Source organism: Ruegeria sp. CE12, assembly GCF_056537525.1.
Genome location: NZ_JBQFRS010000017.1, coordinates 21,876 through 33,627, shown reverse-complemented (window position 1 = coordinate 33,627; position 11,752 = coordinate 21,876). Strand labels below are relative to the sequence as shown.

The 11,752-nt window shown below is 55.8% G+C and carries 10 protein-coding genes; 4 read left to right on the top strand and 6 right to left on the bottom strand.

From position 1 onward, the window contains the following. Positions 1-165: 165 nt before the first annotated feature. Positions 166-1,005, top strand: a complete 840-nt coding sequence (locus ACR0IO_RS22225) for a universal stress protein (protein WP_155142406.1) — start codon at positions 166-168, stop codon at positions 1,003-1,005. Between the two features lie 51 nt (positions 1,006-1,056). Here ACR0IO_RS22225 and ACR0IO_RS22220 read toward each other — a convergent pair whose 3' ends face one another. Continuing rightward, entirely contained in the window at positions 1,057-1,311 is a 255-nt protein-coding gene (locus ACR0IO_RS22220; protein WP_170337127.1) for a GlsB/YeaQ/YmgE family stress response membrane protein, read from the bottom strand. A gap of 58 nt (positions 1,312-1,369) precedes the next feature. Next, positions 1,370-2,692, bottom strand: coding sequence for an aminotransferase class I/II-fold pyridoxal phosphate-dependent enzyme (locus ACR0IO_RS22215; protein WP_480744918.1), 1,323 nt, complete (start codon positions 2,690-2,692; stop codon positions 1,370-1,372). Between the two features lie 97 nt (positions 2,693-2,789). Here ACR0IO_RS22215 and ACR0IO_RS22210 point away from each other — a divergent pair, with 97 nt between their 5' ends. Then, a complete protein-coding gene (locus ACR0IO_RS22210) occupies positions 2,790-3,662 on the top strand; it encodes a LysR family transcriptional regulator (RefSeq protein WP_480744916.1) in 873 nt (290 codons plus the stop codon). Here the strand turns inward: ACR0IO_RS22210 and fnrL are convergent. Further along, complete coding sequence (fnrL, locus tag ACR0IO_RS22205) at positions 3,659-4,402, bottom strand: transcriptional regulator FnrL (protein ID WP_155142398.1); 744 nt, start codon at positions 4,400-4,402, stop codon at positions 3,659-3,661. The genes ACR0IO_RS22210 and fnrL overlap by 4 nt on opposite strands. 61 nt (positions 4,403-4,463) lie before the next feature. Here fnrL and hemN point away from each other — a divergent pair, with 61 nt between their 5' ends. Together hemN and ACR0IO_RS22195 are read left to right on the top strand one after the other, a co-directional pair. Beyond that, positions 4,464-5,819, top strand: coding sequence for an oxygen-independent coproporphyrinogen III oxidase (gene hemN, locus ACR0IO_RS22200; RefSeq protein WP_480744913.1), 1,356 nt, complete (start codon positions 4,464-4,466; stop codon positions 5,817-5,819). Positions 5,820-6,023: 204 nt separating this feature from the next. Next, a complete protein-coding gene (locus ACR0IO_RS22195) occupies positions 6,024-7,952 on the top strand; it encodes an elongation factor G (protein WP_480744910.1) in 1,929 nt (642 codons plus the stop codon). A gap of 24 nt (positions 7,953-7,976) precedes the next feature. Here the strand turns inward: ACR0IO_RS22195 and ACR0IO_RS22190 are convergent, their stop codons facing one another. The 3 genes from ACR0IO_RS22190 to ACR0IO_RS22180 are packed head-to-tail and all read right to left on the bottom strand — an operon-like array spanning position 7,977 to position 11,752. Beyond that, entirely contained in the window at positions 7,977-9,554 is a 1,578-nt protein-coding gene (locus ACR0IO_RS22190; RefSeq protein WP_480744907.1) for an ABC transporter ATP-binding protein, read from the bottom strand. Beyond that, a complete protein-coding gene (locus ACR0IO_RS22185) occupies positions 9,551-10,657 on the bottom strand; it encodes an ABC transporter permease (RefSeq protein ID WP_155142393.1) in 1,107 nt (368 codons plus the stop codon). Before ACR0IO_RS22185 ends, ACR0IO_RS22190 begins: the two co-directional genes overlap by 4 nt. Further along, positions 10,658-11,752, bottom strand: coding sequence for a microcin C ABC transporter permease YejB (locus tag ACR0IO_RS22180; RefSeq protein WP_480744904.1), 1,095 nt, complete (start codon positions 11,750-11,752; stop codon positions 10,658-10,660).

Here is an 11,752-nt window from a genome sequence, read left to right as displayed (position 1 = left end):
TTCTTTTGTGCGCAGAACCTTTTTGACTGGCTGCTGTATTGTCGGACAGCAGCCGCCGCTGCTTTGATCTGTATCAAGACAATAGCCTGTTTTCTGTGACAGGCATAAATAAATGAATATGTTACCTGTGCACATCCGGCTAACCGCCCCAAAATTGAGGTCGACATGGCTTACAAATCTCTTCTCACAATCATGACCGAGACCCGGTTTGCCCAACCGGCTCTGGCACAGCTGGCCGCATTGGCCGAAGCACAGGATGCACATGCCGAAGCGCTTTGCCTTGGTGTCGATCGCAGTCAGACAGGGTATTACTATGCGGGTGCCAACGCGCTCATCCTGCAGGAAACTCTGACCCGGGCAAATGCCGAAGCTGATGAGATTCTGGCATCTGCTCAGGAATATCTGGGAAAAACCGGCATACGCTGGTCTGCGGAAAACGGCGTAAGTCAGCTAGCCGATCTGAGTCGCCACGTAGCGCATCGCGCACGTTTTTCGGACCTTGTTGTCCTGCCGAAACCCTATGGCAAGGATCGTGGAGCCGAGGCCGAACCCATTGTCGAAGCAGCCATGTTCGAAGGACATGCACCGGTATTGATCGTTCCCGAAGATGCAAAGCCGTTCTCGAAGCCGCGCACTGTTCTGATTGGCTGGAACGAAAGCGTCGAGGCGATGCGGGCGATACGCCGTGCCCTTCCTTTCCTGAAACAAGCTGATGTCGCACGCATCGTGGTGATTGACCCGCCACGCCACGGACCCGACCGATCAGACCCGGGTGGTATGCTCTCGCAGATGCTCGCCCGTCACGGCGTGAAATGCGAAATAGATGTACTAAGCAAAACCATGACGCGTGTCTCAGACATTCTGAACCGACACGCCGCAGATACTGATGCGGACATGATCGTCATGGGTGCATACGGACATTCCCGTTTCCGCGAAGCGATCCTGGGCGGGGCGACTCGGAATATGTTGGAACAATCTGATGTTCCGGTCTTTTTGGCACACTGACCAAATGTATTAGATTGAGAGAACCGCCCTCAATCAGGGCGGTTCTTCTGTTCAGGCTTTTTTGATTAGCCCGATTACAAACAGCAGGATCACGGCGCCCACGGTCGCAAAGAAGATCGACGAGAACAAACCACCGCCAACTGCAAAACCAAGGGCGGGAAAGATCAGGCCTGCCAGAAAAGCCCCAACGATCCCAACGATCACGTTGCCGACAAGACCAAAGCCTCGGCCTTCCATGATTTTGCCGGACAACCAGCCAGCGATCGCCCCGATGAACAGCATTGCCAAAAGGCTACTGAATTCCATGCCTTGCTCCTGAATGTTGTTTCACTCAAAGGCATTAGACCATGGTCGGGGCGTTCGGTCACGTACGAACGTAGTGCATGCCCTGAAACCGTTCGCGGAGTTCCCGCACACGCGGTGCGATACTCGCCGGATCTGCGCTGGACAAAGCCTCGGCGATCAGAGCCGAAAGCTCTCCTGCGTGATCCGGTGTGACACCTCGACGAACCAATTCCGGAGTCCCAATGCGCAAGCCGTTCATGTCTCCTTCCACCGGTGCGATCGGCAATCCGATCCCGCAAGCAAGGAAGCCTGCCTTTCGCAGCGTTTTCGATGCGGCCTGCCCGCCTCCAAAGCGCGCTGCCTCCAACGCAAACTGGTGGGATTCAGTTGCGCCACTTGCACCTTTGAACACTGGTAATCCGATCTCTTCCATTTCCTTGGCCATCGCTTGCGCGAGCTCGACCATAGCCCGTCCGTAAGCGGGACCGAATTCGATCCAATCCAGCAGGGAAATCGCCAAGGATGCCGATTTGGCCGCATCAAAGTTGGCGGTCATGCCGGGAAAGGCGATGGCGTCCAGCCGCTCTGCAATCTCTGCGTCATTGGTGACGATAAGGCCACCGGCGGGGCCACCCAGGCTCTTGTAGGTGCTCATCGTCATAAGATGCGCCCCTTCATCCAGTGGATTTGACCAAACGCCACTGGCGATGATCCCACATTGATGAGCCGCGTCAAACAGCACCTTGGCGCCTACTTCGTCCGCTATCTCCCGGACAGCGGATACGGGATGCGGAAACAGGTTCAGCGACCCCCCAACTGTGATGAGTTTAGGTCTGTGCGTTTTTGCCAGCTCGCGCAAACCGTTCAGATCAAGGCTATAACCATCCGCATCGACCGGAGCGTTCAACGTGTTCAGACCATAAAGGCCCGCACATCCATCTTTGTGGTGCGTCACGTGCCCTCCGACTGTCGCGGGAGGGGCTATAATTGTATCCCCGGGATCGGTCAGCGCCATAAAACCATAGAGGTTAGACAATGCGCCTGAAGCGACACGAACTTCCGCGTACTTCGCGTTGAATACCTTCGCTGCGAGTTCCGCTGCGATAACCTCTATTTCTTCAATCGCTTCCAGCCCCATCTCATACTTGTCGCCGGGATAACCCAGAGACGGGCGACTACCCAAGCCAGCTGCCAAGGCAGCCTCAGCCCGTGGATTCATGACATTTGTTGCCGGGTTCAGGTTGAAACACTCTGCATCGTGGATCTCTGAATTTCGCGCAATCAGCGTCTCGATTTGTTTGTCGATTGCGTCCGGGTTGAGCGGCTCAACGGCCTGAGCAATCTGTTGGACGCGGTTTTCACATTGGGTCGGGACCCATGGGCGGCGGGCGAGTTGTGGCATCTGATCCTCCGTTTTCAAAGTCAGAGTGCAAAGATCCCGGCTTGCGATCAAATCAGTTTTCCGAAAAAATAGGGTCAGAAAATCTGAGCCTAATATTATGTCTGTTGCACCGCCGCGTCCCAAACCACTGCCTCTGAATGCGTTACGCGCGTTCGAAGCCGCCGCGCGACTGGGCGGCTTTTCCTCTGCCGCGATCGAACTGGGCGTCAGTGCGGGCGCGATTTCAGCCCATGTCAAAGCGCTGGAAGAAGACCTGGGGGCACCTTTGTTCGATCGAAACGCACGGGGCGTGGCCCTTACGGCCTTGGGTCAAAAGGTTTTGCCCGACCTTACGTTGGCGTTCGATATGATGGGTCAGGTAACTCAAACCCTGCGAACCGAGGCGCGACCGCAGGTAGTTCACATCGTGACACTGCCTTCGATCGCACAGCTTTGGCTGTCACCCAGATTACCCGAACTCCGTTTGGCGGAACCGGAAATCGAGGTTTCGCTAACAGCCGAAGAGGCGCCCCCAAACCTCAAGCGTGCGCCTTATGACATTTATCTGTTCTTTGGCGGCGAACTTGGTGAATCCGTCTCGGACAACGTCATTTTTCCGGTTTGCGCGCCTACTCTCGCAAACCGTCTGAAAACACCAGAAGACTTATCCAGTGTCACTTGCCTGTCGGATTCCACTTGGTTCGACGATTGGCAGCAATGGACCTCCGCAGCTATGCCCGAACAGGGATTTGCCCCTAAAGGCCCTGTATTTTCGCTCTATGCTCTCGCGGTTGAAGAGGCATTGAATGGCGCAGGTGTTTTGATGGGCCATAGCGCACTTGTGGAGCCGCATCTCAAAAGCGGACGGCTTGTTGCACCGTTTGAAACCAAGGTTACATTGCCGGACACGCTGAACCTTTGGTGTCCGCGCCCCTTGCACCCCCGTTCGCCCGTCGAAAGGGTTGTGAGGTGGCTCAAAGGGATTGGTTAGACCAGAAAGCCGCCATCAGTATCGTCACCGGCCTCTTCCATCAGGCGTCCCATATCCGGGATAGTCACGTGACGTTTGCCTTCCAGAAGGATGACCTGATCCTTTTTCAAGGCTGAAATCTGACGACTTACGGTTTCCAAAGTAAGGCCCAGATAGTCCGCCATTGCTTCGCGCGTCAGAGGCAGATCGAATACGATCGGACCCGACATACCCTTCTGGCTGACCGACGCATCGCGGCGGGCGATGATCGACAGCAGGCTGGCGATCTTTTCCCGCGCGGTCTTACGACCAAGGACCAGCATCCATTCCCGTGCCGCATCCAGCTCGTCCAGAGTCATCTGCAGCAGACGATGCGCAATATGCGGCGTATGGCTCATCAGATCCTCGAACGGCTTCTTGCGAAAGCAGCACATGACCACGTCGGTGGTCGCCTGAACATCGTATGGTGCCGATTCGCGCCCCGGGCGGCCAACAAAGTCGCTGGGCAGCAAGAGGCCGACCATTTGTGTGCGACCATCTTCCATCGTCTGAGTCAGCGATGCGATTCCGGACACAACAGAGCCGACAAAATTCATCTGATCACCTGACCAGATGATGGTCTGCCCAGCCTCGAAACTGCGATAATATTTAATATCTTCCAGCTCTTCGAGCTCTTCCTGATCGCATTGCGCGCATACAGCCCGATGACGGATCGGACAGTCATCGCAGTTAGAATGGTCAAATTGAACAGTCAGTGTCATTCGCGTTTCCACTTGATCTCGGTCAAGGTACCTAGACGGGGCATGCCATAACGGTATCGCTATGATAGTGAAACCTCAATTGGCCAAGCTCGGACTTTTTGACGCGAAAGTACCGCGTTACACGAGCTATCCTACCGCCCCGCATTTCAGCAATGATGTGGGGCCTGATCGTTTTGGCGACTGGATTTCGGACATAAAACCCGGAAGTGCCGTTTCGCTTTACATACATGTTCCATTCTGCCGCAGGCTGTGCTGGTTCTGTGCCTGCAGGACGCAAGGCACACAAACGGACAATCCCGTCATTGCTTATGTAGACGTCCTGAAGGCCGAGCTTGATCTGCTGGCGCAACGTCTGCCCAGCGGTGTGACCCTGTCGCGGCTACATTGGGGGGGCGGCACCCCAACGCTACTGAACCCGGACCTGATGCGGGATCTGGCCAGTTATATTCTGGGCATAGTGCCCATGGGATCAGATGCAGAGTTTTCGGTCGAGATCGACCCGAACGAAGTTGATGAGGCGCGTCTGGACGCGTTGGCCGAGGCGGGAATGAACCGTGCCTCGATCGGCGTGCAGGACTTCGATGATGAGATTCAGAAGACCATCGGGCGCATACAGAGCTACGACACAACTCGTGAAGCCATTGAAATGATCCGGGCACGCGGGATTTCGAGTCTGAACGCAGATATCCTGTATGGCCTGCCACATCAGACCAAGACCCGGATGACTGAAAGTGTCCAGAAACTGCTGTCGCTGAACCCGGACCGCGTCGCGCTTTATGGTTATGCTCATGTGCCATGGATGGCCAAGCGTCAGCAACTGATCCCGTCCGAGGCTCTGCCGACACCCGAACAGCGACTCGATCTTTTTGATACGGCACGTCGGCTGTTCCTCTGGGACAACTACGCCGAGATCGGAATTGATCACTTTGCTACGCAGGATGACGGGCTGACCCATGCGCTGAAGGCCAGCAGGCTCAAACGGAACTTCCAGGGCTATACCGACGATCAGGCCGAGGTGCTGATCGGGGTTGGCGCCAGCTCAATCTCACGCTTCCCGCAGGGCTATGCACAAAACGCGCCAGCAACCTCGGCGCACACCAAAGCCATTCGCAACGGCCAGTTCTCGACATCGCGGGGACACTTGTTCAAAGGTCAGGATGTATTACGCGCGCGCCTGATCGAGGCCCTGATGTGCGACTTTCGGATCGATTCGGCAGAAATCCTGCGGGACTACGATGTTTCCGCTTCAGAACTGCAGCGCATGTATCGGACAACCAACGATGCGTTTGACGGGCTGCTGAAGATAACTGATGAAGACCTGTTCATCCCTGTCGAAGCGCGTCCACTTACTCGAATGATTGCCCGCAGTTTTGATGCTTACGACCTCAACGAGGCCGGGCACAGTTCAGCCATCTGAAGGGGCAGCCCAGCAGGCTGTTCCATTTCCAAATACGTCGGGGCTTGACGCGCGCCTTGAGTTTTCCCCAAACTCAACGGGCGAGACAACAAACCGCTCCGCATTTGAGGCAGGTCCAGACACAGACAATTCGTGCCGACGCTACTGCGTTCGACAATCCCTTTTCGTGCAGCCGTTCTGCAACTTGAAAGAGGGACAGCACCCATGCGCGTTTTCACCGTCCTCGGCCCCAGTCAATCGGGCAAATCAACCCTAGTCGAGGCTATAAGCCGCCTCGACGGACGCCCCACCACATTCGATGTTTCCGGAACCGTGCACTTGCACGGTTTTTCTTATCTGGACGAGCCTTGGTGCGCGATAGACGTGGATGGCGGAGGGGATTCGCTGGCATATGTCGGACCCGCAATGGCAATCTCGGATGCTGCCGTCGTCGTTGTGCCACCCGATCCGGACGCGGCGGTCCTATGTGCGCCCTATCTCAGATTGGTTGAAGAAGCCGGTATTCCCTGCTTTCTGTTCATCAACCGGATGGACAATCCCAATGGCCGTATACGCGACATTATCGCGGCGCTGCAAACCTATTGCACCCACCACATCGCCCTGCGTCAGGTACCAATCCGCGACGGAGACAAGATTGTTGGAGCCGTTGACCTGATTTCAGAACGGGCATGGAAGTATCAGGAAGGACAACCCTCGGCTCTGATCGAACTGCCTCAATCCGTGGAAGATCGGGAGCAGGAAGCCCGCACCGAACTGTTGGAGACACTGTCAGATTTCGATGACAACCTGCTGGAGCAATTGATCGAAGATAAGCAGCCGCCCAGCGATGAAGTCTATGATCTTGCCGCTCAGGTGTTGCAGAACCATCAACTGATCCCTGCCTGTTTGGGTGCTGCCAGTCACGGTAATGGCCTGACCCGCCTGATGAAAGCCTTACGGCACGAGGCACCCGAGTTCGATATTGCTGCAGGGCGTGATGAAGCAGCTGAGAACGCCCGCGCGATTGCTGGCTTTGCAGACGTCAAAAAACATGTTGGTAAAATCATCGTCCTGCGTGGCTTGGGTGATGGTGTCAAAGCGCATGAACCTTTGGGGGGTGAGACGGTTGGAAATCTGACCACTTTGGATGCCAAGACGCAAATCAATCAGCTCGAGGCGGGTCAGATCGGCCTTGCCGTCAAATCCGACCATCTTAATCCGGGTAATCTCTACGACACCAACTCCGCCACTCCGTTGCCCGAATGGGCATCGTCGCACCCTGCAGCCCACCGGCAAATCGTTTCACCTGCGCATGAGCGGGACGATGTGCGCCTATCGAATGCTCTTGGGCGTATGGTCGAGATCGATCCGGGTCTTCATCTGGCTCAGGATGAACTTAGTGGTCATGCAATTCTGGGATCGCAAGGCCCACAACATATGCGCCGCGTCGCGACCAAACTGGACGAGGATTTTGGCGTCGAGATCGCGACCGAACCTGTTGAGACTGCGTATCGCGAGACCATTCGTTCAACCATCGAACACCGGCATCGTCATCGCAAACAGTCAGGCGGCGCGGGTCAGTTTGCCGATGTTGTGATCTCGATAGCCCCAATGCCACGCGGTGCTGGCTTTCAGTTTGATGAAATCGTCAAGGGTGGTGCTGTCCCCAAAAACTACATCCCGTCTGTAGAGCACGGGGCAAAAGACGCGCTTGAGCAAGGGCCTGAAGGGTTCCCTGTTGTAGATGTCAAAATCACGCTGAGCGATGGCAAGCACCATAACGTCGACAGTTCTGACTACGCCTTCCGAACAGCTGGCAAGAATGCGGTGCGCGAAGCGCTCCCACAGGCAAAGCCTGTGGTTTTGCAACCGATCCTGAATGCCGAAATCCATCTGCCTTCGGCCTTTGTCGGCGATCTGGTTCCAACGATCAGTTCTTTGCAGGGACAGGTATTAGGCTTTGAGGGCAATCCAAATGCCTCAGGCTGGGAGATTTTTAATGCTCAGCTCCCCGCAGTGGCCGAGGACGAATTGCACCGCACCCTGGCAAGTGCAACGCGCGGAACAGGTTGGGTCAAACTGCAATTTGATCACTATGAAGAGCTGCGCGGGCCAGTACCCAAGTCAGCTGCCCGCGAAACAGCCAACGCCTGAGTGAATTGCGGCAGCAGGCCAAGCTCAGCCTGCTGCTGCAATAAGTTCTCGCGTGTAATCGGTCTGAGCATTCTCGAACAACGACTCAGCCGATCCCATTTCAACTACATCACCATTCCGCATGACGATCACATTATGCGACATTGCCCGCACGACTTTGAGGTCGTGGCTGATGAACAAATAGGCCAGCCCATATTTCCGCTGCAGGTCGCGCAACAGATCAACGATCTGGACCTGAACCGTCATGTCCAGCGCACTTGTCGGCTCATCCAGAACCAGCAGTTTGGGTCGCAGGACCATCGCGCGCGCAATGGCGATACGCTGGCGCTGGCCGCCTGAAAATTCGTGAGGGTAGCGATCCATCGCCTCTGGATCCAGCCCGACCTCTGTCATCACTTCGGCAACCAGTTCGCGCGGGGCGCGATGCGGGTCTACCTTGTGGATCGCCAACCCTTCGGAAATGATTTGCTGGCATGTCATACGCGGGCTAAGGCTGCCGAACGGGTCCTGAAACACGATCTGCATATCTTTGCGCAGCCGCCTCAGTTCACGTATGGACCAGCGACGTACGTCCTGATCGCGGAACGTGATCCCGCCTTCGGATGCGATCAAACGCATGATCGCCAGAGCCAACGTGGTTTTGCCTGAACCGCTCTCTCCGACTATGCCCAAAGTCTCTCCTGCGCGGACGCTCAGCGTTGCATCGTTGACAGCCTTCACATATCCCACGGTCCGTTTCAAAAAACCGCGCTGGATGGGAAACCAGACCTTCAGGTGATCCGTACGGGCCACCTCTTCGGCATCTGCTGCAACCGGATCCGGGTGTCCTGACGGTTCCGCTGCCAACAGCTTACGTGTGTAAGGATGTTGCGGATTGTCGAAAATCTCAGCCGTTGGGCCAGTTTCAACAATCTCGCCGTCCTTCATCACACAAACCCGATCCGCGATCCTGCGAACGATCCCCAGATCGTGCGTGATGAACAGCATCCCCATGTTCTCGGATTTCTGCAGTTCAGCCAGCAGCTCAAGAATCTGCGCCTGAATGGTCACATCCAGAGCTGTTGTCGGCTCGTCTGCGATCAGGATATCGGGTTTGTTGGCCAACGCCATGGCGATCATCACGCGTTGACGCTGCCCGCCTGACAGTTGATGAGGATAGCTGTCCAACCGGTCTTCGGGATCGCGTATGCCCACCTTGGCCAGCAACTCGACAATCCGTTCCCGCGCGACATCTCCTGACACGCCCTGGTGCAGTGCCAGAGATTCCGCCATCTGCTTCTGGATTGTATGCAGCGGGTTTAGCGAGGTCATCGGCTCCTGAAAGATAAAGCTGATGTCGTTACCACGAACGTCCATCAGCAGATCTTCAGAGGCGCCGATCATCTCTTGCCCGTCGTATTGAACCGATCCTTCAACAATTGCGCTGTCGCCAAGCAGGGACACGGTACTGAGCGCTGTGACTGACTTTCCCGAACCGGACTCACCAACCAAAGCGACGGTCTCACCACGATCGACGGTGAAGGACACACCTTTTACCGCTGCACTGACCTGCCCGTCCTGGCGGAACGAGACCTTGAGGTTGTTCACATCCAGCAGGCTCATGAGAAGGTCTTTCTGGGATCGAATGCGTCACGCACGCCTTCAAAGATAAAGACCAGCAGTGACAGCATAATGGCAAAGGTGAAAAACGCGGTAAACGCCAGCCAAGGGGCCTGAAGGTTTTGTTTTGCCTGCAGGGTCAGTTCACCCAACGACGGAGCCGATGAGGGCAGACCAAAGCCCAGAAAATCCAGGCTTGCGAGTCCGCCAATGGTTCCGGTCACGATGAATGGCATGAATGTCAGCGTGGCAACCATCGCGTTGGGCAGCATGTGGCGGAACATGATGGTCATGTTGCCGACGCCCAGCGCCTTGGCCGCCCGCACGTATTCAAGGTTTCGCGCCCGCAGGAATTCAGCCCGAACAACCCCGACCAGGCCGGTCCATGAAAACAAGATCATGAGCGCCACGAGCAGCCAGAAACTTCGGCCCAGAATGGCGAACATGATGATGATCACATAGAGCGAGGGCGTAGCCGACCAGATCTCGATAATGCGCTGGAAAATCAGATCCAGCCAACCTCCGAAAAACCCTTGAATGGCACCGGCAAATATCCCGATCAGGCTGGCCGCACCGGTCACGATCAGTGTGAAGAGGATCGACAGACGGAAGCCATAGATGACCCGGGCAAGCACGTCGCGCTTGGTGTCATCCGTACCCAGAAGATTCTGGCCATTGGGCGGCAGAGGGGCCGCACCGGGGCGATCCACACTTGTGTTGAAGGAATACGGGATAAGGGGCCAGATCGCCCAGCCACGCTCGAAACCTTCGGCCTGAAAGGTTCCGGCGTCGATCTGTTCAATGATCCCTTCGGGGTCGTCAAAGCACTGCTCGAGACCGCCGCTGTCGATCAGACACTGGACCTCAGGATCGCGGTAGATCGCTTCGGTCTGAAAATCTCCACCAAAGTCCGTTTCCGGGTAGAACTTGAAGATCGGCGTATAGAGTTCACCCCGGTAACTGACCAGGATCGGTTTATCGTTGGCGATGAATTCGGCGAAAAGCGAAAGGCCGAATAGCACACCAAAGATGATCAGCGACCAGAACGCCCGGCCATTGCGCCGGAAATTGCGCCAGCGCCGTTGATTGAGAGGGGAAAGCGCCATTTACCCCTCCCGCTTTTCGAAGTCGATGCGTGGATCGACGAGGACATACATCAGGTCACTGATGATACCGACAACCAGTCCCATCAGGCCGAAGATGAAGAGCGTACCGAAGATGACGGGATAATCACGCGCGACAGCTGCTTCGAAACCCAGCCGTCCAAGGCCGTCCAGCGAGAAGATCGTTTCGATGATGATTGAGCCGCCAAAGAAAACGCCGATGAATACCGCAGGGAACCCTGCGATGACGATGAGCATAGCATTCCGGAATACGTGACCGTACAGCACCCGGCTTTCACTCAGTCCTTTAGCGCGCGCAGTCATGACGTATTGTTTTTTGATTTCATCGAGGAATGAGTTCTTGGTCAGCAATGTCAGCGTCGCAAAAGCCGAAATTGTCAGGGCGATGATAGGCAAAGCAATATGCCAGAAGTAGTCGGCGATCTTGCCAAACAGGCTAAGGCTATCCCAATTGTCTGACGTGAGCCCCCTAAGCGGGAATATCTGCCAGTAAGAACCGCCTGCAAAAAGTACCAACAGCAGGATCGCAAACAGGAAACCCGGGATCGCGTAAGCCACGATAATCGCACCACTGGTCCAGGTATCAAATCTCGAGCCATCCTTTATCGCTTTGCGAATACCCAACGGAATCGACACCAGATACGCAATCAGTGTCGACCAAAGACCCAGCGAAATCGAAACCGGCATCTTCTCCAGCACCAGATCAATCACGCTGATCGACCGGAAATAGCTCTCACCAAAATCCAGCGTCAGATAGTTACCCATCATACCGAGAAATCGCTCAAGCGGCGGTTTGTCGAAACCGAATTCCTTTTCCAATTCCGCGATGAATTCAGGTGGCAGACCGCGTGCACCAACGTATTTGTCGTCGAATACCCCGCCTGCGGGCTCAGCACCGGCACCGGTATCGCCGCCACCGGCAAAACCGGCAAAGACATCACCCTGCCCTTCGATCTGCGCGATGATCTGCTCAACCGGCCCACCCGGTACAAATTGCACCAGCGTAAAGTTGACGATCATGATGCCCAGCAGCGTCGGAATGACGAGCAACAGGCGTCTTAGAATATAGGCGCCCAT

Bases quoted from the DNA above. Each gene is read 5' to 3' on its own strand.
- ACR0IO_RS22225 (WP_155142406.1), top strand. From the start codon at position 166: ATGGCTTACAAATCTCTTCTCACAATCATGACCGAGACCCGGTTTGCC.
- ACR0IO_RS22220 (WP_170337127.1), bottom strand. From the start codon at position 1,311: ATGGAATTCAGTAGCCTTTTGGCAATGCTGTTCATCGGGGCGATCGCT.
- ACR0IO_RS22215 (WP_480744918.1), bottom strand. From the start codon at position 2,692: ATGCCACAACTCGCCCGCCGCCCATGGGTCCCGACCCAATGTGAAAAC.
- ACR0IO_RS22210 (WP_480744916.1), top strand. From the start codon at position 2,790: ATGTCTGTTGCACCGCCGCGTCCCAAACCACTGCCTCTGAATGCGTTA.
- fnrL (WP_155142398.1), bottom strand. From the start codon at position 4,402: ATGACACTGACTGTTCAATTTGACCATTCTAACTGCGATGACTGTCCG.
- hemN (WP_480744913.1), top strand. From the start codon at position 4,464: ATGATAGTGAAACCTCAATTGGCCAAGCTCGGACTTTTTGACGCGAAA.
- ACR0IO_RS22195 (WP_480744910.1), top strand. From the start codon at position 6,024: ATGCGCGTTTTCACCGTCCTCGGCCCCAGTCAATCGGGCAAATCAACC.
- ACR0IO_RS22190 (WP_480744907.1), bottom strand. From the start codon at position 9,554: ATGAGCCTGCTGGATGTGAACAACCTCAAGGTCTCGTTCCGCCAGGAC.
- ACR0IO_RS22185 (WP_155142393.1), bottom strand. From the start codon at position 10,657: ATGGCGCTTTCCCCTCTCAATCAACGGCGCTGGCGCAATTTCCGGCGC.
- ACR0IO_RS22180 (WP_480744904.1), bottom strand. From the start codon at position 11,752: ATGGGCGCCTATATTCTAAGACGCCTGTTGCTCGTCATTCCGACGCTG.